This is a genomic window from Hymenobacter jejuensis (assembly GCF_006337165.1).
GTDB lineage: Bacteria > Bacteroidota > Bacteroidia > Cytophagales > Hymenobacteraceae > Hymenobacter > Hymenobacter jejuensis.
Genome location: NZ_CP040896.1, coordinates 1,217,185 through 1,238,829, shown reverse-complemented (window position 1 = coordinate 1,238,829; position 21,645 = coordinate 1,217,185). Strand labels below are relative to the sequence as shown.

At 56.6% G+C, this 21,645-nt stretch carries 23 protein-coding genes; 18 read left to right on the top strand and 5 right to left on the bottom strand.

Annotated features, from left to right (window positions below; translation table 11 throughout):
- Positions 1 to 213 precede the first annotated feature (213 nt).
- The 5 genes from FHG12_RS04880 (at position 214) to FHG12_RS04860 (ending at position 3,823) form a co-directional block, all read left to right on the top strand.
- On the top strand, positions 214 to 603 hold the full coding sequence (locus tag FHG12_RS04880; RefSeq protein WP_139514661.1) for a hypothetical protein: 390 nt from the start codon (positions 214 to 216) through the stop codon (positions 601 to 603).
- Entirely contained in the window at positions 600 to 1,343 is a 744-nt protein-coding gene (cmk, locus tag FHG12_RS04875) for a (d)CMP kinase (protein WP_139514660.1), read from the top strand. The genes FHG12_RS04880 and cmk overlap by 4 nt, the downstream gene beginning before the upstream one ends.
- Positions 1,344 to 1,397: 54 nt before the next feature.
- Positions 1,398 to 2,282, top strand: coding sequence for a 4-hydroxy-3-methylbut-2-enyl diphosphate reductase (locus tag FHG12_RS04870; protein WP_139514659.1), 885 nt, complete (start codon positions 1,398 to 1,400; stop codon positions 2,280 to 2,282).
- 72 nt (positions 2,283 to 2,354) lie between these two features.
- Entirely contained in the window at positions 2,355 to 2,900 is a 546-nt protein-coding gene (locus FHG12_RS04865) for a DUF502 domain-containing protein (RefSeq protein ID WP_139514658.1), read from the top strand.
- A gap of 113 nt (positions 2,901 to 3,013) precedes the next feature.
- Positions 3,014 to 3,823, top strand: coding sequence for an alpha/beta fold hydrolase (locus FHG12_RS04860; RefSeq protein ID WP_139514657.1), 810 nt, complete (start codon positions 3,014 to 3,016; stop codon positions 3,821 to 3,823).
- Positions 3,824 to 3,827: 4 nt separating this feature from the next.
- Here FHG12_RS04860 and FHG12_RS04855 read toward each other — a convergent pair whose 3' ends face one another.
- Positions 3,828 to 4,394, bottom strand: coding sequence for an O-acetyl-ADP-ribose deacetylase (locus FHG12_RS04855; protein ID WP_139514656.1), 567 nt, complete (start codon positions 4,392 to 4,394; stop codon positions 3,828 to 3,830).
- A 175-nt stretch (positions 4,395 to 4,569) separates the two neighbouring features.
- On the opposite strand from FHG12_RS04855, the gene FHG12_RS04850 reads away from it, so the two are divergent.
- The 9 genes from FHG12_RS04850 (at position 4,570) to FHG12_RS04810 (ending at position 13,650) form a co-directional block, all read left to right on the top strand.
- Positions 4,570 to 4,872 (top strand): 2TM domain-containing protein, encoded by a 303-nt coding sequence (locus tag FHG12_RS04850; protein ID WP_165699305.1) that lies wholly within the window; start codon positions 4,570 to 4,572, stop codon positions 4,870 to 4,872.
- Positions 4,873 to 4,964: 92 nt separating this feature from the next.
- Positions 4,965 to 6,086: a PQQ-dependent sugar dehydrogenase gene (locus FHG12_RS04845; RefSeq protein ID WP_230471294.1), complete on the top strand. Its 1,122-nt coding sequence runs from the start codon at positions 4,965 to 4,967 to the stop codon at positions 6,084 to 6,086.
- Between the two features lie 82 nt (positions 6,087 to 6,168).
- Entirely contained in the window at positions 6,169 to 6,645 is a 477-nt protein-coding gene (locus FHG12_RS04840; protein WP_139514654.1) for an ATP-dependent zinc protease family protein, read from the top strand.
- 63 nt (positions 6,646 to 6,708) lie between these two features.
- Positions 6,709 to 7,656 carry a 30S ribosomal protein S6--L-glutamate ligase gene (rimK, locus tag FHG12_RS04835; RefSeq protein WP_139514653.1) on the top strand — a complete coding sequence of 316 codons (948 nt, stop codon included), beginning with the start codon at positions 6,709 to 6,711 and terminating at the stop codon, positions 7,654 to 7,656.
- Between the two features lie 170 nt (positions 7,657 to 7,826).
- Entirely contained in the window at positions 7,827 to 8,882 is a 1,056-nt protein-coding gene (locus tag FHG12_RS04830; protein WP_139514652.1) for a succinylglutamate desuccinylase/aspartoacylase family protein, read from the top strand.
- A gap of 121 nt (positions 8,883 to 9,003) precedes the next feature.
- A complete protein-coding gene (locus FHG12_RS04825) occupies positions 9,004 to 9,645 on the top strand; it encodes an OmpH family outer membrane protein (RefSeq protein ID WP_139514651.1) in 642 nt (213 codons plus the stop codon).
- Positions 9,646 to 9,846: 201 nt separating this feature from the next.
- Positions 9,847 to 12,243 (top strand): TonB-dependent receptor, encoded by a 2,397-nt coding sequence (locus FHG12_RS04820; RefSeq protein WP_139514650.1) that lies wholly within the window; start codon positions 9,847 to 9,849, stop codon positions 12,241 to 12,243.
- Between the two features lie 21 nt (positions 12,244 to 12,264).
- The gene (locus tag FHG12_RS04815) at positions 12,265 to 13,266 is read left to right on the top strand and encodes a DUF4249 domain-containing protein (protein ID WP_139514649.1); all 1,002 of its coding nucleotides are present in this window, start codon (positions 12,265 to 12,267) and stop codon (positions 13,264 to 13,266) included.
- A 96-nt stretch (positions 13,267 to 13,362) separates the two neighbouring features.
- A complete protein-coding gene (locus tag FHG12_RS04810) occupies positions 13,363 to 13,650 on the top strand; it encodes a hypothetical protein (protein ID WP_139514648.1) in 288 nt (95 codons plus the stop codon).
- Positions 13,651 to 13,725: 75 nt separating this feature from the next.
- On the opposite strand, the gene FHG12_RS04805 is transcribed toward FHG12_RS04810, so the two are convergent.
- The 4 genes from FHG12_RS04805 to FHG12_RS04790 all read right to left on the bottom strand — a co-directional run bounded on the left by FHG12_RS04805 (position 13,726) and on the right by FHG12_RS04790 (position 18,064).
- A complete protein-coding gene (locus FHG12_RS04805; RefSeq protein WP_139514647.1) occupies positions 13,726 to 14,301 on the bottom strand; it encodes a hypothetical protein in 576 nt (191 codons plus the stop codon).
- 72 nt (positions 14,302 to 14,373) lie between these two features.
- Entirely contained in the window at positions 14,374 to 15,039 is a 666-nt protein-coding gene (locus FHG12_RS04800) for an NAD-dependent epimerase/dehydratase family protein (protein WP_139514646.1), read from the bottom strand.
- A 98-nt stretch (positions 15,040 to 15,137) separates the two neighbouring features.
- Positions 15,138 to 15,971: a CvfB family protein gene (locus FHG12_RS04795; protein ID WP_139514645.1), complete on the bottom strand. Its 834-nt coding sequence runs from the start codon at positions 15,969 to 15,971 to the stop codon at positions 15,138 to 15,140.
- A gap of 170 nt (positions 15,972 to 16,141) precedes the next feature.
- Positions 16,142 to 18,064: a hypothetical protein gene (locus FHG12_RS04790; protein WP_230471293.1), complete on the bottom strand. Its 1,923-nt coding sequence runs from the start codon at positions 18,062 to 18,064 to the stop codon at positions 16,142 to 16,144.
- A 316-nt stretch (positions 18,065 to 18,380) separates the two neighbouring features.
- Between FHG12_RS04790 and FHG12_RS04785 the strand changes: the two genes are divergently transcribed.
- Genes FHG12_RS04785 through FHG12_RS04770 form a run of 4 tightly spaced genes read left to right on the top strand, consistent with a single transcriptional unit; the run spans position 18,381 to position 21,614 of the window.
- Complete coding sequence (locus tag FHG12_RS04785; RefSeq protein ID WP_139514643.1) at positions 18,381 to 19,673, top strand: putative DNA modification/repair radical SAM protein; 1,293 nt, start codon at positions 18,381 to 18,383, stop codon at positions 19,671 to 19,673.
- Positions 19,674 to 19,686: 13 nt separating this feature from the next.
- Positions 19,687 to 19,872, top strand: coding sequence for a hypothetical protein (locus tag FHG12_RS04780; RefSeq protein WP_139514642.1), 186 nt, complete (start codon positions 19,687 to 19,689; stop codon positions 19,870 to 19,872).
- 45 nt (positions 19,873 to 19,917) lie between these two features.
- Positions 19,918 to 20,790 (top strand): alpha/beta fold hydrolase, encoded by an 873-nt coding sequence (locus FHG12_RS04775; protein WP_139514641.1) that lies wholly within the window; start codon positions 19,918 to 19,920, stop codon positions 20,788 to 20,790.
- Positions 20,787 to 21,614, top strand: coding sequence for a TIGR03915 family putative DNA repair protein (locus FHG12_RS04770; protein ID WP_139514640.1), 828 nt, complete (start codon positions 20,787 to 20,789; stop codon positions 21,612 to 21,614). Before FHG12_RS04775 ends, FHG12_RS04770 begins: the two co-directional genes overlap by 4 nt.
- Positions 21,615 to 21,645 lie beyond the last annotated feature (31 nt).

Here is a 21,645-nt window from a genome sequence, read left to right as displayed (position 1 = left end):
TCTTTTTTACCGGGATTCCAGCCCTTTTGAGTAGCCCTATACAGCGTAAAAGCTGGATTAAATAGTAACTTTCGGATAAAATTTGAATTTTACCACGCCGGTTATTTAACTTTCTATTCCACCCGCCACCCTATTGTTTCACTTTGTGCCCGCCTCGCGACGGGCACTGATGACGTTTGTGCCGTGGAAGAGCTAAGAAGTGCCGCTGAGGCCGTGCGACAAAATTTAAATATTTCTGCCTTCGATGAAGCCGCTGTGCGCGCATTAGCAGAATTTATTGAGAAAGAGCGTGTTAACGCCAGCCCTGCTGACCGGGCCGCCGTAATTAATGCGTTGGGCTGTTTTTTGGGTGAGTGTATCGTCCGTAGCTTTGGCGGCCAATGGAACCGTGATACGGCCGGAGTGGTGGGAGTGCAGCTTGGGGCAGGCACTTTCATTAACCCCTTCTGGTACGTAGAGCGGCAGTGGCTGTACAAGCTGTCGGATGTAATTACCGGCCTGTATGCGTCCATACCATTGCGGGTGGCTGGAGGGGAGGAGCCCCGTCGGCGCCGCACTTGGATACCTGTGCCCTTGCCGCCTCAACGAATCGTAGCAACATGAAACAAATCGTCATTGCCATAGATGGCTACTCCTCGTGCGGAAAAAGCACGACGGCCAAAGCAGTGGCCGCCGAACTAGGCTATGCCTACATCGACACGGGAGCCATGTACCGGGCAGTGACGCTTTATTTGCTCGAACGGCAAATTGCCTTCGACGACCTGCCGCGCATTGAGCAGGCGCTACACGACATTCACATTTCGTTTAAGCGCAACCGCCGCACGGGCCGCAACGAGCTGTGCCTCGACGGTGAAATTCGGGAAGATGAAATCCGGCAGATGCGCATCTCCAATTCGGTGAGCGAAGTGTCGGTGATTCCGGCCGTGCGCCACGCGCTGGTGCGCCAACAGCAACGCATGGGCCGCAAGCGCGGCGTAGTCATGGACGGCCGCGACATCGGCACGACCGTGTTTCCCGATGCCGAAGTGAAGGTGTTTATGACCGCCGACGTACTGACGCGCGCCCGCCGACGACAAGAAGAGCTGGCCCTGAATGGAGAATCGGTAGAACTAGACGATATTGTAGAAAACCTACGCAAGCGCGACCACATCGACTCAACGCGGGCCGAAAGTCCGCTGCGTCGCGCGGCGGATGCCGTATTGCTGGACACCACGCACATTACGATCGACGAACAGGTCGATTTTGTGCTGGAACGCGTTTCGGCCGTCCTCTTCTCGCCTGCGACGGCTTTGCCATCGTATGAGGAAGAAGGCGAACGTAATGGCAGCAATACTGTTATCTAGAATTAGGGCGCGAAAGTTGCTGCCAACTGCACGTCTTGTCTATTGAGAGAGTCCATGAACGTCACTATCGATAAAAATTCCGGCTACTGTTTTGGGGTCGAATTTGCCATTCAGATGGCGGAGGATGAGTTGGAGCACGAAGAAACCCTGTATTGCCTCGGCGATATCGTGCACAACCGCATGGAAGTAGAGCGCTTGCACGGCCTGGGGTTGCGCATCATCGACCGCGAACAGCTGGCCGAACTGCACGATTGCAAAGTGCTGATTCGGGCCCACGGCGAGCCGCCGGAAACTTACGAGCTGGCCCTGCGCAACAACTTGGAGCTAATCGACGCCTCGTGCCCGGTGGTGCTCAAGTTGCAAAACCGCGTGAAGCACGCCTACGATACCTCGACCCGGCAAAATGGCCAAATTGTCATTTATGGCCAGCCCGGTCACGCTGAAGTAACCGGCCTGACTGGCCAGACCGGCAACCGCGCCATCATCGTGATGACCGAGCCCGATCTGGACCAGATTGATTTTACGCGCCCCGTTACGCTCTTCAGCCAAACGACTAAAAGCACCGCCGGCTTCTACCGCATGAAGCAACTCATCGAGGAGCGCATCGCGGCGGCCAAAGGCGAAATTGCTTCCTTCGATGCCAACGACAGCATTTGCCGCCAGGTAAGCAACCGCGAGCCTGCCTTGCGCAAGTTTGCCGAGCTGCACGATGTAGTAATCTTTGTGAGCGGACGTAAAAGCTCCAATGGCAAGGCGTTGTTCAGCGTCGTGAACCAAACGAATGCCCGCAGCTATTTCATTGAGAATGAGCAAGAACTGCAAACCGAATGGTTCTTGGGGGCTCAGTCGGTGGGCATTTGCGGCGCTACCAGCACACCTATGTGGCTGATGCAGCGCGTAGCCGATCACATTGAGCAAGTTGCGCTGGAAGTCGCGTAAGCATCCGGCAATCCTACTTTTTGTTACTTGCCCGGCCGTTATCGGCTGGGCTTTCTTTTGCTTTCTCGTTTCATGCGCCAGTATTTCAACTACTTCCTCAACGGCTTCCTCATCGTCGCGCCCATCGCCCTGACGATCTACATCCTGTACGCGAGCATTCGGTGGCTCAACAACCTGTTCAACTTCTACGACATCCCCGGTTTGGGGCTGCTGCTGGCCATTGTGGCCATCACGGTCATCGGCTACGTGGCCAAATCATTCATGGTGCGGCCCTTCCTGATCATTACTGAGCGGCTATTGCACCGCACGCCGCTGGTCAGCATTATCTATTCCAGCCTGAAAGATCTATTTGACGCCTTTGTAGGTGACAACCAGAAGTTTAACTGCCCCGTGCTGGTGCGCATCAACGAAGAAGCCCACTGCTACAAAATGGGGTTTGTGACGCAGGATAGCATGGCCGCCATCAACCAAGAGGCGCTGCTGGCCGTATATTTCCCGCACTCCTACAACTTTTCCGGCGAGCTGGTACTGGTGCCCAAAGACAACGTAACCTACTTGGAGCTGCCCAGCAGCGAGGTAATGAAGTTTATTGTTTCGGGTGGTGTATCAAGGTTATAAATTATTGAAAATCAAATACTTATATAATAGTAATTTGAACATTTATAGCGCCGTGAAAACGGCGCACGTATAAGGAGGCGCCATAAGTATTTGCACTCCTTACCCATATCAGCATGTTCGTGGAAGCGGGCCGGACCCGACTGCATTACCAACGCTATGGCACCGGGCCGCGGGCCGTGTTGGCCTTTCACGGCTACGGGCAGGGCGAAGGGCACTGGCGCGGCATGGCCGCCATCTTGGGCTCTGACGTCACGTTGTACGCTTTCGATCTGTTTTACCACGGCCCGAGCCAGCTGGCCAAAGCCGATGCGCCCCTCACCAAAAAGCGCTTAAGCGAACTGCTTGGGCAGTTTCTGGAGGAGAACGACGTGCAATCGTTTGGCTTACTGGCGTTTAGCATGGGAGCCAAATATGCGCTCACGGCCGCCGAGTACTTCCCAGAGCGCGTAGAGCAGATCTGGCTGATTGCCCCGGACGGTATCCGGACGCAGTTTTGGTATTCGCTGGCGACGTATCCGCCGTGGATGCGCGGTGTGTTGGGGCGGGCCGTGTTGCGGCCACAACGCCTGCTGCGCTTCTTGGATGTGCTTCAGGAGCGGCGCCTCGTCAATACGAATTTGGTGCGCTTTGCCCAATGGCAGCTCGATAGCCGCGAAAAGCGCTTGCGCGTGTACCGTAGCTGGGTGGGGTTTCGCAAATTGGTGTTCGATCTGAAACACCTAGCGGCCATCCTGAACCGCCGTCCGACGCCGGTTACCTTTTTTCTGGGCAAACACGACCGCGTTATCCCGCACGCCGGCTTGCAGGAATTCATCAGGTCACTGACCAATGCCCACACCGTATTGCTAGACGCCGGCCACGCCGGCCTGATCTACGATGTGGCGGCCTACCTCCGCCGTCACTCCGAAGAGGTGCGCTGGTAAAAAATCAGCGCTTCAGCTCCTGCTCGTAGAGGCGATAACTTTCACTGTCGAAAGTGACAAACACAATTGTCTGTAAATCAATGTTTTGCTCTAGGAACAGCCGGACTTCGCGAACCGCGATGCCGGTGGCTTCGGCCTTCGGATAGCCATAAACGCCGGTGCTGATGCCAGGAAAAGCAACGCTGTCTAAGCGGTGCTCGGCGGTGAGTTGCAGGCTATTGCGATAGCAATTGGCCAGCAGTTCTGGCTCGCCTTTGCGGCCGCCATTCCAGACCGGCCCCACGGTATGAATGACAAAACCGGCGGGAAGCCGCCCGGCCGTCGTGATGACGGCTTCGCCAGTGGGCAAGCCGTTGGGGTAAGCGGAGGCACGAACTGTCTTGCATTCTTCCAAAATCTCGGGGCCGCCAACGCGGTGAATGGCACCATCGACCCCGCCTCCGCCCAGCAGGGAGGAGTTGGCGGCGTTGACAATCGCGGCGGTATCAATCTGGGTGATGTCGCCTTGGTGCAGCAGAATGCGGCCAAAGCGTTGGGCAGTGGCGCGCCAGTCGGGGAGGAGAGAAGCCATGAGTCAGGAAGTGGAAAAGACGAGTCATAGAAGTCGGTTGGTCGCTGGGGCGAACGCTTCTTCTGGCGTATTCAACACTTGAGCGGCAAAGGTTGCGGTTTGGGAATAGTAAGATTGGGAAATGCAGTGCCTTCCGCTACTTTTATCTATTGCTAAACCCCTAATAATCATCCCCATGGAAGCTGCCAACCGTGATCCCGAACTGTGGCGCATGGCCAAAGCCCGCGCCAGGTTTAAGTCTCATTTGTTTACCTACCTGGTCGTAAATTCTGTGCTCTGGGTTATCTGGTTTCTGACCAACGATTATTCCGACTGGCATGGTCACGGGCGCCATTTCGACATTCCCTGGCCAGTATGGCCCACCGTATTTTGGGGCTTTGGCGTGCTGATGAACGGGATTCGCGTGTACAGCGACTTCGGCGGTCGGCAATCGGAGCGAGAATACGAGCGGCTGGTGCGCGAGCGAAAAGGCCGTTAAGACAAAGCAAAGGCTTGGAGGTAAGCGAATCTATCTGCCTCTCTTGCGCAGTTACACGCAACCTTCCGGCTCGACAGCGGGTTTGAGGCAGTATGATGCGCCGCCTCCTAGCCTTTGCTTTCCTGACGCCCTTGGTCTTTGGCTTCACTACTGAGCTGCCCTCGGCAGCGGCCGATGCCAACCTGAGCAAGATCAAATTGCCCGCTGGTTTCGCCATCAGCTACTTCGCGCAGAACGTGTCCGGGGCTCGTGAAATCACGGTAGGCCCCGATGGCACTGTGTATGTAGGCACGCGCAACGACAAAGTATACGCCCTGCCTGACCGCAACAAAGACGGCCGCGCCGACGAAGTTGTGACCATTGCGACCGGGCTGAATGCCCCCAACGGCGTAGCCGTGCGCAACGGTGCGCTGTACGTGGCTGAAATCAATCGGGTGCTGCGCTACGACAACATTGCCCAGCATCTTAAGCAAAAGCCTAAGCCGGCGGTAGTGTACAACCAACTACCCAGTAAGGAATGGCACGGCTACCGCTACATTGCTTTCGGCCCCGATGGCAAGCTGTATGTGCCAGTGGGCGCGCCCTGCAACTCGTGTCTGCCCGAGGAGCCCATCTTCGGTACCATCAACCGCATGAACGCAGATGGTACTGGTTTTGAGATAGTTGCAAACGGCGTGCGCAACACCGTTGGCTTCGACTGGAGCCCGGTGGATAAAGCCCTCTGGTTCACCGACAACGGCCGCGACAATCTCGGCGACAACGTACCCGCCGACGAACTGAACCGGGCCAGCGGGCCGGGGCTGCACTTCGGGTTTCCTTATTTTTTCGCCGGCGACATTCCCGATCCGGAATTTGGGAAAGGCAAATCGTCGAATACGTACACGAAGCCCGCGCGCAAGCTCGGTCCGCACGTAGCGGCGCTGGGCATGAAATTCTACACGGGCAAGCAATTTCCGACGCAGTACCGCAACCAGATTTTCATTCCCGAACACGGCTCCTGGAACCGTAGCAGCAAGATCGGCTACCGCATATCGCTCGTGCGCCTCGACGCCACCGGCAAACAGGCTACCAGCTACGAAACCTTTGCGCAAGGCTGGCTACAAGGCCAGCAAGCGTGGGGCCGTCCGGTATGCCTGCTCCAACTTGCCGACGGCTCCCTATTGGTCTCCGACGACCAGAACGACGCCATCTACCGCATTTCCTACAAAGGCTAGAAAGCTCGCTTCCTTGTTGAGAGGGGGCGAGCTTTTTAGCCCTAACCTCCTCATTAATCTCTGTGGTTTATCTTGCCGTCCGATGAAAAACAAGCGAGTTGCTAAACGTGTTGTGGGGCGGCGGGAGTTGGTTGACTTTCCACAGTTTCAGCTGTGGGGGGTTGAGGCTAAGGTAGATACCGGGGCTTATACCGGCGCTATTCACTGTTCCAACATCAACGTCGAGCAACTGCCCGACGGGCGCGAACGACTGCGGGTGCAGTTTCTTGATCCGTCGCACCCTAACTTTGACGGCCGCCTCATGGAGTTTGATAGCTTTTTGTTGCGCGACATCAAAAGCTCCAATGGCGAAGTGCAGGAACGCTACGTAATCCGGGCGATCATTCGGCTGTTTGGGGAAGATTTTGACACTGAATTCTCGCTTTCCGACCGATCCGACATGAAATACCCGGTGCTCATGGGCCGCTCTTTGTTGCGGCGTGGGCGCTTTATGGTGGATGTAGCCCGGCTTCACGTCTCGTACAAAACCGAGGTCCTGCGCAAACAACTTCGTCCCTGACGCATCCTGGCTATTCGACAGCAGCTCCTGCTCTCTTTATTACACTCTCTCAAGTATTTTCTGATGAAACTGGCGATTCTATCGCGTGAGCCGAAGCTATATTCTACCATGCGTTTAGTGGAAGCGGCCGAGCGCCGTGGCCACGAAGCCGTGGTTATAGATCATTTACACTGCAATCTGGTACTCGAAAAAGGCTCACCAGGCATTATATACCAAGGCAAACACCTCAAAGGCTTCGACGCCATTATTCCGCGCATTGGGGCTTCGGTGACGTTCTATGGCTGTGCCGTAGTGCGCCAGTTCGAGATGATGAAGGTGCGCACGGCCGTCGAAAGCCAAGCCATCGTGCGCTCGCGCGACAAGCTCCGGTCCATGCAAATCCTGAGTAGGGCGGGCGTTGGGATGCCCAAAACGGCCTTCACCAACTACTCCGACGAAGTGGTTGAGATGATCAAGCAGGTGGGCGGCGCCCCCGTGATCATCAAGCTACTCGAAGGCACCCAAGGCTTGGGCGTAGTACTGGCCGAAACCGAAAAAGCGGCTCAGTCCGTGATCGAGGCTTTTCATAACCTCAAGGCCCGCATCATCGTGCAGGAGTTCATTGCCGAAAGCAAAGGCGCTGATCTGCGGGCTTTTGTGGTCAATGGCCAAGTAGTAGGGGCCATGAAGCGGCAGGGCAAAGAAGGCGAGTTCCGCTCGAACTTGCACCGGGGCGGCTCTGGCAACCTCGTCAAGCTAACCCGAGCCGAAAAAGCCGCTGCCTTGCTGGCTACCAAAGCGTTGGGCTTGGGTATTGCCGGGGTTGACATGCTGCAAAGCAAGCGCGGGCCGCTGGTATTGGAAGTCAACTCCTCGCCCGGTTTGGAAGGCATCGAGAAAGCCACCGGCCTCGACATCGCCGACAAAATAATTGAGTACACCGAACAACTGACCAAGAAGCACAAAGCCAAGATCGCTTCCAAGCACCCTGCCCATCAGCCCGATAGCCAATCGGATGTCCCGGCGGTATGAGCAGGCTTGAGGTAAGTAATCCATCCGAACGCTTAGGTATAAGTGGTTGTAAATCAATGATTTATAATTATGCTGGTAGCATGGAAATACACAGCGATCGGCAGCGTGCAAGCCGCGGGATGCCGCGTGGATAGGCTAACTGCTTATATTTAACCTTTCCGCGTAGCATATTGGCACCTTCCACTCCTCCTGATAGCATCCATCTCAACGGCCTGACCATCAAGCCCGGCGAGCGGGTACTCACGCGGCTGGTGATCTCGCGGCTGCCTTCTGGCACCGTCATCGATGTGCCGGTGCACGTGTTTCGCTCCACACAGCCCGGCCCCACGGTGCTGCTCATGGCCGGTATGCATGGCGACGAAGTAAACGGCATCGAAACCATTCGGCGCATGATTCGCCGCGACTTGCTGCGCCCCCTGCGCGGCACGATCATCGCCATCCCGATTCTCAATATTTATGGCTTTCTGAACTTCTCGCGGGAAGTGCCTGATGGTAAGGATGTTAACCGTAGCTTTCCGGGCAATCCGCGCGGGTCGTTGGCCAGTAGGGTAGCGCATCGGTTTACCCGCGAGATCCTGCCGTTGGTCGATTGCGGCATCGATTTTCACACGGGCGGCGCGGCCCGCAGCAATTATCCGCAAGTGCGATGCCAACTCGGCTACCCCGATAGCGATGCGATGGCGCAGGCTTTCGCGGCGCCGTTTACGCTGAACGCCTCTCTGCGGCCTGGTTCCCTGCGCGAAGCCGCTTTCAAGCAGCAAAAACCCATCATCGTGTACGAAACCGGCGAGTCGTTGCGGCTGGATGAGCACGGCATCGAGCTGGCCATTGCGGGTACGTTTCGGGTGTTGCGCTCGCTCGGCATGGCGGCCGACGCGCCCGCCGCCACGCAGCCCAACGTGGTGTGCATGCGCCATACGTGGCTACGCGCCCGCTTTGCCGGCCTCTTTCGGAGCCACGTGCAGGTGGGGCAGTATCTGGAAAAAGGCGAAGTCTACGGCAGCGTGGCCGACCCATACGGCGAAATGGCGGTGCGGCTGGAGTCGCCGGTGGCTGGGTATATCGTGGGAATCAACCACATGCCGGTCGTCAACCAGGGCGACGCGCTCTTGCACATCGGCATGGTAAGCGAAAGCGGCAGTCGGCTTAGCCAAGCGCCGCCGTTTGAGGAGAAGCCCAGCGCCCCAGAAGACCTGGACGCGGAAGAAGTCGAAGAAGAGCCGTAAGCTGGCCCACTCAGCCCAGCGAATCGGGTAATTATAGCAGGGCTTGAAATTCTGCGGGCCTTTTTGCGTTTCTTTGAAGGCCAGTTAGTTGGCATTCGTTTTAATTCCCCTTTTTCTCCTGATGAACAATTCCCTGCGCCTGATTATCGACGCTGTGCTGGTCATTGCCGTGGCCGTGCTGTTTTACCTCCATTTTGCGGACAAATCTGCCGCTAAAGTCGCCCCCGCCAAGGTGGTTGCCACCAAAACCGACTCGACTGGCACTGTTACAACCGAGCCCTCCACGGCCGTAGTAGCCGATACCGATAAAGTAGCGTTCGTAGTATCGGACAAGCTTTTGGCTGATTACAAAGGCATGCAGGACGCCCGCAAAGCCTTCGAAGGTAAAGCCAAAGGATGGGAGCGCCAGAACGAAACCTTGGTGCGCAGCTTCCAAGCTGCCGTGCAAAAGTATCAGCAGCAGGCTCCTAGCCTCACGCCGGAACAGCGCGCCGCAACCGAGCAGCAACTCGAAACCCAACGCATTCAGTCGGGGCAGAAGCAGCAGCAGATCCAGCAGCAGGCTCAGGAGCAAGAAGCCAAAATGACCAAACAGGTTCTCGACCGTGTGGACAAGCAAGTAGAAACGTATGGCAAAGCCAATGGCTACCGTCTCATTCTGATTTCGGCGCCCGGCGGCGCCATCGCCTACGGCCGCAAAGACATGGACATTACGGCCGCCGTGGTGAAATATCTCAACCAAGAATACACCGCCAAGAAATAACCCGTTTCGGCTTGTAAAACGTCGGTAAAAGCGCCTGCAATTCTCCGGAAAGGCAGGCGCTTTTTCTTGCCTGCGCGGTGCTGGTCGTAACCTTTCGGGGCCGCCTTTTACTCCCGCTTGTGAACCGAGGGAAGCCTGGGAAGAAGTTTTATGATTCCTATTTTATAAACAATTGACTTACAACAATTTAACAGTTCGCGTATGAGGCGAATTCTTCGCTCTTTAGTACTCATCTTATGTTTACAACCCGCCGTAGCGAGTGCCCAGCAAGCTGGCAAGCACACCGTCAGCGGCTACGTCCGCGACCAACAAACTGGCGAAAACCTGATTGGCGTGGCCGTCATTAGTCCGGGCTCGGGGCTGGGCACGAGCACCAACACCTACGGCTTCTACTCGCTAACCCTGCCCGCCACCGATTCGGTGCGGCTGCTGGTCTCATACCTGGGGTATGCCAAGCAGAAATGGGTGGCCCCAGCTTCTGGCAACCTGACGCATACCTTTGGCTTACAGCCGCTTACCTCGGAGCTGGCGGGCGTAGAAGTAGTTGGGAGCCGCGAGGAAAAACTTGCGCAGAGCACCCGCATGGGCACCGTCAATATTCCGCTCAACCAGATCAAGGCTGTGCCGGCGTTGCTCGGCGAACGCGACGTGCTGAAGGTGCTACAACTGCTGCCCGGTGTGCAAAGCGGCGGCGAAGGCACCAGCGGCCTGTACGTACGCGGCGGCTCGCCCGACCAAAACCTTATCCTGCTCGACGGCACTCCGGTTTACAATGCGTCGCATTTGTTCGGGTTCTTTTCCGTATTCAATGCCGATGCGCTCAATAACGTAGAGCTCATCAAAGGTGGCTTTCCGGCCCGCTACGGCGGGCGGCTGTCGTCGGTGCTGGACATTTCGATGAAGGAAGGTAACCTGAAGGAGTTTCACGGCGAAGGCGCCATCGGCCTGATCGCTTCCAAAATCACGGTCGAAGGTCCGATCAAGCAGGATACGGCTTCGTTCATCTTCTCGGCCCGCCGCACCTACATCGACATTCTGGCCCGGCCCCTGATTTGGGCGGCGACCAAGAACGCAAGTGGTAGCAGCGCTACCGTAGGATACTTTTTTCACGATCTGAACGGCAAGCTAAATTGGAAACCGAGCCGGCGCGACCGCTTGTACTTGAGCGCTTACACCGGCTACGATAAGTTTTATGCCCGCTACAACGATACCAACGAAGGGCTGGCCGACCGCGAAAACTCGGGCCTGGGCTGGGGCAACCTCACGGCCGCGCTGCGCTGGAACCACCTCCTGAACGATCAGCTGTTTCTGAATACGCACTTCACTTACACGAAGTACCAGTTCAACGTCGGGATTGAGCAGGAAAGCCAATACCGCGACCCGCAGAACGCCGTGAAGACGGATAAATTCAACTTGCGCTATCTGTCTAATATTCGGGACTTTAGCCTCAAGTCTGATTTGGAATACCTGCCCAGCCCCGACCATTACATTCGGTTTGGCGGGCAATACATTCTGCACTCGTTCAGGCCGGGCGCCTTGCAAGTGAAAGACAATTCTGGCAGCAACGACCTAAGCCGCCTCAACTCAGTGGCGCGCACCATGGCCAGCGAAGCGTCGCTGTATGCTGAGGACGATTACCGGGTTTCGGAGCGCCTGAAAGTAAACGGCGGGGTGCGCCTCAACGGGTTTTGGGTCGATCGCACGCTGTATCCGTCGCTGGAGCCGCGCGTGTCGGCCCGCTTCCTGCTCACGGAGGAGTGGGCGCTGAAAGCCGCGTACGCCCGCACGACGCAATACATTCACCTCCTCACCAACAGCGGTATCGGTCTGCCCACTGATCTGTGGGTGCCCGCTACGGCGAAGGTCAAACCGCAACGTGCTCAGCAAGTTAGCCTGGGCGCCGCACGTACGCTTCGGCACAAAGGGGAGGAGTACGAGCTGAGCTTCGAAACGTATTACAAGCCCATGCGCAACCTCATCGAGTACCGGGAGGGCGCCAGTTTTCTGGGAACTACCGACAACAACTGGCAGGACAAAGTGACCAGCGGGCAGGGCTGGGCCTACGGCGGCGAGGTCTTCCTGCAAAAGAAAACCGGCCGCACCACCGGCTGGATCGGCTATACGCTGGCCTGGAGCAAGCGCAAATTCCCGGAGCTCAACCAGGGCCGCATCTTCCCTTACAAATACGACCGCCGTCACGACGCCTCCTTGGTGGTGATCCATCATATCAGCCCAACGCTCACGCTGTCAGGTACTTGGGTGTATGGCACCGGCAACGCCGTTACGCTGTCGCAAGGTCATTTCACGCTGGATGGCTATGGCTATAACCAGTTTGACGACTACGGTCCGCGCAACAGCTACCGCATGCGCGCCTACCACCGCATGGACCTCGACCTGAGCAAGACCAAGAAAAAGCGATGGGGTGAGGTCGTGAACAGCTTTAGCCTCTACAACGCGTACAGTCGCAAAAATCCTTATTACCTGTTCCTGCAACAAGGCTCCGAAGACGAATTCGGCAACGTGACCCGCAAGCCCGGATACCGCGAAATCTCGCTGTTTCCCATTATTCCGTCGTTCAGTAAAAGCTTTAAATTCTAAGCAATTGATTCTAAGTTGTTTATGAAGAATATCATATTTTCTCTTCTGGCCTTGAGCGCCATGCTGGGTCTGGCGGCCTGCGAAACCGCCATCGACGTGCCCGCGCCGCCTCACACACCGCGCATTTCATTACTGTATATCCTCAACACCGATACCCGCGATTCGGCCGTGTTGGGGCAGCGGCAAGTGTTCGTGAGTAGCAGTCAAGGGGTGTTTGAGACCAAGCGCCTGACCGGCCGCACCGACGCTACCGTGGAAGTGCAGGATGCCAGCGGTACCGTAATCGAGCGCTTCCAACCGATTGCCAACCCGAGCCCAGGCACGAACAGTTACTTCTACTACGACGGCTATTACCGGCCCACTATGGGCTTTGTGGCCCGGCCCGGCCAGACCTACACGATACGCGCCAAGGTACCCGGCCTCGAAACCGTCGAAAGCAGCCTCACGCTGCCGGCTACGCCCGTCATCGCGTCGGCAACCTACACTCCCCGAACGCCGCCCAGATCCGATCCTTATAACAGTTACCAACAGCGGGTTTTTGGGCACCTTACTCTCGCCGTAGCCGACAACGCAGCCACTACAGACTACTACATCGCCTATGCCCGAGTGTTGGATGAGCGAGGCCGGTTGTGGGGCTACCTGGAGCGAGATAATAGTAATAACTCCAACGACGTCAGTAACTTACAGCGATTTGAGCTGTCAGGTATAGGTATCTTGTACAACAAATCGCCCTACGCCGATACCAACGGTAACGGTCAGCAGTTGTCGTTGGCTAATGACGTACAAGGGTATTACAACGGCCGCTACACCGGCAACCCCGCCGACATTCCGGCGCCGGCTTACGTGGAAGTGGTGGTCGGCTCGCTTACCCGCGATATGTACCTGTTCTACCAATCGCTAGGACGCTACAACAACACCGGCGACAACCCGTTTGCCGAGCCGGCGCCCCTGTTTTCCAACATCCGTCCGGGTTACGGCTTGTTTGGCGGCACTTCCGCAACTACTTATCGTATACGGCTTTAGAAGTGATAGCCAATGGCAAAACTTCCATTAAACCTTAGCATCCTCAAGTAGTCTAAGGTAGGTACAAGCGTTTAAAACTCTGCTTGCTCTACGACTATGAAAAAATTTCTGAAAATACCTGCTCTGTTCATTTTGCTCCTGTCGGGTTCGCTGCTGACAGGTTGCGTAGCCTCGGCCGGCACAGCCGTCGTATCAACGGACCCTTACTACGGCCCGTATTATCGGCCTTACCCGCGGCCGTACTATCGTCCGTATTACCGGCCGGCTCGTGTGTACGTGCGGCCTGCTCCGGTAATTGTGCGGCCACAACGCGTGATTGTGGCACCCCGTCCCGGTTATTACAACAATAACATGCGTGGGCACCGTGGTTATCGTGTAAGATAAACGGTTGGCTATGAGCTGCATATAAAAAAGGCCCGCTGAGCAATCAGCGGGCCTTTTTTATATGCAGCTCTGAAATTAGAAAGTGAAGCGCAAGCTCAGGGCCGCATCGTTGTAGAAGCCGCTGTAGCCGTCAAACACCTCGAAAAATGGCTTGTAATCGACGCCTACTACGAACGGCAGGTCGGGCAATTTGTATTCCAGACCCAAAATCAGGTCGGCCCCGAAGGCGATGTAGTTGGTATCGTCTTCGTAGTAAGTGTAATACACATCTTTGTGCTTACCGCGCGTTTCCCACCGTCCCACGTAGTAGTAACGGCCACGATAGGAGCCTACGTGGCCACCAGCCCCGTAATAGAATTGCAGGTTTTTGACGTCGGCGACAGGCAGGTGCTTTTCTAGAAGCAAGGTTACGCGGGCGCCATGGGCCTTGTATTCGGTGGTAACCAGGCCTTCAAAAGCGACCCCGTTTTTGCCACTTATGAAATGCTTAAAAGTCAGGCCCGAAGAATACCCGCCGGCGCGCAACCCAAGGCCGGTGTTGTAGCCTGCTCCGGCGCTACCGCTGCTTCGGCCTTTCTTGCTTTGTGCATGAGCCGCCCCTGACGTAAGCAGCAACAGCAGGATCATCAAACGTGGAAACAGTTGTTTCATAGGAAAATAGAAAGCGAAAAGGAAAGTTGATTCTCTTGCAAAAATACAAATCAACTTCGACGCTTGCTATTTTTATCTTCCGCTCTCCGCAATTTCGTCGGAAAGATGGACGCGCACACCGCCGCCATCTTCGGCCGCGGCCCGGATCATGGCGCGGGCAACGGCCGCAGCCGGCACGGCCCGGTACTTACGCAAAGGCCCCAGCAGCAACGGATTCAGCAGCTTCATAAGTACAAAGCCTATTTGCTCGCCAAGCCGTTTTTCGCGGCGCTCGCCCAGCAGCAGCGACGGCCGGAAAATATGAATTACCCGAAACGGCGTCTGCCGAACGGCGTCTTCCATTTCGCCTTTTACCCGGTTGTAGTAAATGCGCGACTCTGCGTCGGCGCCCATGGCCGAAACCACCAGAAACTGCGCCGCAAAATTCCCGGCTGTAATAGCAGCTAGTTTTACAACGTACAGATAGTCAACCTTATAGAAAGCCTCCTTGGAACCGGCTTGGCGCATAGTCGTGCCCAAGCAGCAGTACACATCATCGGCGATTAAGCCCAAGCGGTTTTCTTCCAGTTGGTCTAGGTCCATGACGCGTTGTTCCAGTTTGGGGTGTACCAGCGGCAAGGGCCTCCGCCCCACGGTGATAACTTTTGCGTAGCGTTCGGAGGCTAGCAGCAAAGGCAGCAATGTGCTGCCTACCAAGCCGGTAGCACCGGCAATGAGGGCAGTTTTCTGGGGAGTCATGGGGCGGTGTAGCGTAGGGAAAGAAGCAAGGGGGAGCCGAGATTCGATTCCTCATACGGAAGAAGCGGCACAAAAAGCTACCTGCCGGCCCCCGAAGCTTACTTGCCTTCTACAAGTCGCGTCTCGTCTGGCGCTAGTTGCACTACGCCCTGTTTGTAAAGGCTGCCCAAGGCTTTTTTGAACACTTTTTTGCTCATGCCCAAGCGGCGGTAGATGTCGTCGGGCTCGCTTTTGTCGGAGAGGGGCAGCGTGCCGCCGGCTTTGCGCAACGCGGCCAGTAGCGTATCGGTGGCGGCCACGGCTTCGTCGTAGCCCGTGCGTTGCAGGCTCACGTCGAGCTTGCCGTCGTCGCGGACTCGGCGCACGTAGGCCGTGTGGATGTCGCCAAGGCGCAGCGGCCGGAAGACTTCGTTGTGGTAGAGCAAGCCGGGATATGCTTTGTTCACGATCACGGCGTAGCCCAGCTCCGACTCGTTGGCGACGAGCACCTGCACGGCGTCGCCGGGTTGGCCGGGGAAAGGCTCCTTGCTGAGGTAGCGTTCGTATTTGGCCGTGGCCACAATGCGGTCGGAAGTTTCGTCGAGGTACACGTACACGGCCACACGGTCGCCGGGGCGCAGGCGGCGGCGCTGGTTGCGGTAGGGCAGGAACAGGTCCTTTTCAAGACCCCAATCCAGGAAGGCACCGATGTCGCTCACGTCGCGCACCGTGAGCACCGCAAACTCATCCACGCGCACCAGCGGCTCCAAAGTGGTGGCAATGAGGCGGTCTTCGGAGTCGCGGTACACGAATACGCGCAGAAAATCGCCCACGCGGGTGCCCTCCGGCACGTATTTGCCCGGTATCAGCAGATCGCCGTCGTCGGAAGTCAGGTACAATCCAAAATCCACTTCGCGAGCTACTTCCAGCTCATTGTAATCGCCCAGCAGCATATGCAATCGGAAATTAAGTTCTCGGGTAAGCTCGCTACAAGCAAGCAGGCAAAGGTAGGTGCTTAAGAAATGTTATTCGAAATAAGGCCATGTATATAAGTGATTGATTATGAATTGCTTATATACAAAGGCAAACATCGCTTTTTTATTCTTTTCTTCATACTCCGCAATTAATCGAAGCGGGCGGTGTTGGGCTGGCCAAAGCCAAAATCGTTGAAGCCGTAATACGGCCGCGAGCTTTCAAAAATGCGCAACCCGTTGTTGGTGTACTGCCCGCGCGGGTAATAGCCGATCAGAATCTGGAGGGTGCGGATGGCCGTGTACTCGTTGCGGAACCGCAAACCGGCGCCAAATCCCATGTACGGCGACTCATGAAACGGCAGCCCACCTTTGATATTAGGCGTTATCCAGGCGGCATCGGCAAAGGCAATGGCCGCCAAGCGGAAGCCCAAAAAGGAAACCGGCGTAAATACGTTGGCCTCGTAGTTGACCACGAAGCGGCTGGCCCCGCGCAACAAGCCGTCGGTCTGGAAGCCGCGCAGGCCCCGCACGCCATCGATGCTGAGCAGCGTTTCGCTATCGAGGCGATGAAAGCCCAACGACGAGCGATTCCAGAAAAAGTGGCGCCACTGCCAGTTGCCGGTGTTATACAAAGGCGTGAAATACAGGATTTCGGTGTTGAGCAGGCCTTGCTGCCAGTCGTTTTGGGGGCGGCGCAGGAAGCTGCCAAACTCGGCGTTGAGGTAGAGGTACCCGTGCAAGGGGTTGTAGCCCGCCCACGCCGCGCGCACGCCATAATAATTGCGGTTGAACTCTTCGTTGAGCTCGTAGCCCATGGTAAAGCCCAGCAATGTACCCGTCGGGATATCCTCGGTGCGGCCGAAGCCGAATAGATATTTGTCTTTGTAATAGCGCCTTACGCTGTAGCCGATGGTGCCCAGCAGCAGCGAGGTAGTGCGGTACGCCGACTTGTTATTGACCGAATCGGTGATGGGCCGCTCCGAATATTGCGTATGAATGGCCCGTCCCGACAAAATCAGCCGCGCCGGGTTTTCGTAGGCCAAGTCGTAGCTATGCAGGCTGAAGGAGCGGCCCAGCCACCCATCCTGCACCGTATAGCGCAGCGGATGAAATACATACGGCTGGCCTTCGGGCGGCACGGCCAGCGTGACGCCCTGGTAATAGTCGGCCAATGAGAGGGAGCCCGCATAGCGCGTCTTGACGGAGTAGAAGCCGCGGCTAAACGTAACGTCGGCTTGGCGGAACTGGTCTTCGTTGCGGTAGTGCAGCCGCCCGGTAACGAAGTTGCGAAACGGCACCTGGTAGCTGCCTTCGTATTTCCAGGTTTGTGGCTTGCCGCGGCCGTATTCGTACACGTTGCGAAACTGGTGACCCTGCCCTAGAAAGTTATTATCGCGCACCCCAACCACCCCGGCGCCCACATCGCGCAGTTGGAACGAACCGGTGATACTAAATACGTCTTTGGTAACTACCTCAATATCAACGCTGTCTGCGGAGGTGGTTTGCTCGTTGACAAACACCCGCGCATCCAGAATTTCGGGCGTCTGGCGCAGCAAGCGTTCCGACTCAGACAGCGCCTGCGGCTGCAACTCCCGCCCGATCCGAAACAACAGCACCTGCCGCACGCGCGAGCGCACGGTTTTGATGTGAAAGGTATTGCCCGTTTTCTCGAGGAAGTTGCGCGGCTGCCGCGCCGGGTCGTTGATGCTGTAGCCAAAGGCATCGAGCGTCGTAATGTTGATACGGCGCACAATCTTGTAGTTGTGCTGATCAAACTGGCGGTCAAGGAGTTGGGCATCGAGGCCAGCGCGGTCTTCGCGGCGCTCGGTGAAGTTGAACAGCGCCGACGCGGCTTTGCCCACAATGGTTTTGCGCTTAGTATAGGCCTTCAGACCCGTCAGGATGCGCTCTTGGTCGAAGCGTCGGCGCAACGAATCGGGGCGGGTGTTTTCGGGTTGGATGCGCGTGGTATCCGGCACGGCCGCCGGCGCAGTTTGCTGGGCTTGCACCTGTTCGGCCACCATCCACAACACGAGGGCAGGCCACAGCCACCCCCCGCGCAGGCGAGGCAAAAAGCAGGGGAAAGCAAAGCGCAACATCATAAGGATAACGCAACAATAGCCGGCTTTCGGATGGCGCCGCGCTTCTAGCCCGACAAGATACAAAGTACGCCCGCGAAGGCCGCCGTCAAACAAGCAACGTCAAAGCCGTGCGCAGATAGAAAACGGGCCGGAAAGCCGCAAAATTCCTTTCGAGCGCTTAGGCCACGGCCCTCGCAAAAGTTAAAAATGCCGCAGGCCGCAAGGAACCATTCCTAAAAAAATTAGCTTAGTTATCTATTGTCAGGTTGGATATAAATCTTTATTTTTAAGCCATCAAACAGGTCGAATGAACGAGCGCATTCAGGAAAAGCTAAGTATTTTGGCAGACGCCGCGAAGTACGATGTATCGTGCTCCAGCAGTGGCGGCAAGCGCAAAAACGAAAATAAAGGCTTGGGCAACGCGGAAGGCATGGGCATTTGCCATTCTTTCACGGAAGACGGCCGTTGTGTGTCGCTGCTCAAAATTCTGCTTACGAATCACTGCATTTTTGACTGCGCCTATTGCGTGTCGCGGCGCAGCAACGACGTGAAGCGCGCCGCCTTCACCGTCGACGAAGTTGTGGACCTGACCATGAACTTCTACCGCCGCAACTACATCGAGGGGCTGTTTTTGAGTTCCGGCATTTTCTCCAACTCCGATTATACCATGGAGCGCTTGGTTCGCATTATTAAAAAGCTGCGTACCGAACACAAATTCAATGGTTACATCCACGTCAAAACCATTCCGGGCGCTTCGCCGGAGCTGATTCAGGAGGCCGGTTTGTACGCCGACCGCCTGAGCGTGAACATCGAGCTGCCCTCCGAAATGAGTTTGCAAAACCTCGCGCCGGAGAAGAATTACGAGGAAATTCTGACGCCAATGGCGCAGATCCGCGATGGCATCACCCAGAATAAGGAAGAAAAAGCCTTATTCAAGAAGGTGCCCCAGTTTGCTGCCGCCGGCCAAAGCACTCAGCTGATTGTGGGGGCTTCCGCTGAAAACGACCACCAGATCATCAAGCTCACCGATTCGCTTTATAAAGGCTACGGATTGAAGCGCGTGTATTATTCTGGGTATGTGCCGGTTAGCGATGATGCTCGCCTGCCCCAAACCACGCAGCCGCCCGTCATTCGGGAGCACCGCCTCTATCAAACCGACTGGCTCATGCGCTTCTACGGCTTCGACGCCGACGAAATTCTGGACCCTGAACATCCGTTCTTGGATCTGGAGATTGATCCGAAGCTGGCTTGGGCTTTGCGCAATCGCCACGTATTCCCGATTGATGTTAATACTGCTGATTACGAGATGATTCTGCGCGTGCCCGGCATTGGGGCGCGTTCGGCTAAGCGCATTGTGGCGGCCCGGCGCTTTGCTTCGCTGTCGCTCGATCACCTGCACAAGTTTGGGGTGGTGCTGAAGCGCGCCAAATACTTCATTACCTGCCGCGGTCAATCCCTCGAAACCCGCGACTACGACGAGCAAAGCATCCGGCGCCAGATTTTATTTGGCTCCGGCTCTGTGCGTTCGGCGTTGGTAACCCAACAGCTTGACCTTTTTGCCCCTCCCGTACCTACCGACCTGTTTTCACAAGCCAGCTAAGCCTCTCTGAGCTATGACTATTTCTCACCGCGCCACCGACGCGTCGGCCGCCACGCAAACCGCTAACAACATGAAAGTTGTCCGTATGGCTTGTTGCTGCAAACTCAGCGACCTGCTGCCCATCGTGCGCCAACTCCACGAAGCTGCCCGCGCCAACAACGCAGCCGCTACGCAAACCACGCAGACCGAGGCGGCGTAGGCGCGCACCGACAACTCGCGGCCAAGAAAGGCGGTAGAAGCCGGCATGGGTTATCCTTTCGAGCACCACTACGTCCAGACCAACGGCATCAGGCTGCACGTAGTCCAATGCGGTCCTAGCCAAGGCCCGCTGGTGATTCTGTTGCACGGTTTCCCGGAGTTTTGGTATAGCTGGCGCCATCAGATTCAACCCTTGGCTGAGGCGGGCTACCGCGTTTGGGCTCCCGATCAGCGCGGCTACAACCTGAGCGACAAGCCATTGCATATACGTGACTATCAGGTCGCTACGCTTGCTGCCGACGTTATTGGCTTACTGGATGCCGCGGGGCAGTCGTCGGCAATCGTTGTTGGGCACGACTGGGGCGCTGTTGTAACGTGGTGGCTGTCAATTAAATATCCAAACAGGATACGGCGAGCGGCGATTCTCAATGTGCCGCACCCAAGAACGCTGTCGCGGGCGCTCCGCCGCACGCCCTCGCAGCTGTTTAAAAGCTGGTACGTGTTCTTTTTTCAGGTGCCTTGGCTGCCGGAGCGGGCGACGCGCTGGCGCAACTGGCGCGTCGCCCGCTCCGCATTGCGTGGCACGAGCCGCCGCGGCACGTTTAGCGGTGCCGATTTGGCTTTATATCAGCAGGCTTGGTCGCAGCCGCGGGCAATGCGCAGCATGATTAACTGGTACCGGGCGGCTTTCCGGTTCCGCTCAGGATTAGGAAAGAATGCCCGCGTTAGAATTCCTGTTCGCATTATATGGGGCAAGCGCGATGCTTTTCTCAACTCCCAACTCGCTCAGATGAGCTTGGAGATGTGCGACCACGGCCAGCTAACCTACCTGCCCAGTGCCACGCACTGGGTGCAGCACGAAGAACCCGCTGAGGTGAATCGGTTGCTGCTGGAATTTTTTAACGAAGCGCACGCATGACTCACGACTATACCTACGACGGCACCTTCGACGGCCTGCTTACGGTAGTGCTGGAAATGTACGAGCGCAAAGCCTGGCCCAACAGCGTGCAGCCGCTCGGGGCCGTGCAGGGTGGGTTGTTTACAGCCACGGTGCACATCGAAACCAACGAAGACAAAGCCACCCGCGTGTGGAAAGGCTTGCTAAAGTACATAGACGGCGAGACGCGTAATCGTTTGTACCACACGTATTTATCGGAGCGGCCCGATCGGGAGATGCTGATCAGTCGGTATGTGCAGCAGGCGGTGGAAGCACGGGGCCAAGTAGATATCTCGGAGAATTACGCCGACGATACCGTGCGCCTCGTGGCACACATTAGCCAGCAGCTCGGCCGCGAAAAGCACCGCATGGAAGCGTTCGTGCGCTTTGAAAAAACAAGTGATGGCCTGTTTCACGCTACCATCGATCCGGATTTTGATGTGTTGCCGCTCATTGCGCCGCATTTTACCAAGCGCTACGCCGACCAGCGCTGGCTCATCTTCGACCGGCGGCGGCACTACGGGCTGTATTACGACCTGCATCATACTGACATCGTGCAGTTTGAAGCCGACGCGCCGCAACGCAGCACCAGCGTGTCGGCAACGGTGCTCGACGAGCGCGAGCCGCTGTTTAAAGTGCTCTGGCAGACGTACTTCGACCACGTCAATATTCCGGAGCGCCGCAACCTAAAACTGCACCGGCGCCACATTCCGTTGCGCTACTGGAAATACCTCAGCGAAAAGCAGCCGCGCGAATTGCGCTTTCAGCCCATCAAAAACAAACGCCGTGACTCGCGCGGTGAGTAGCGCTTGGGTTGAATGAGTTAATTTGGAGCCA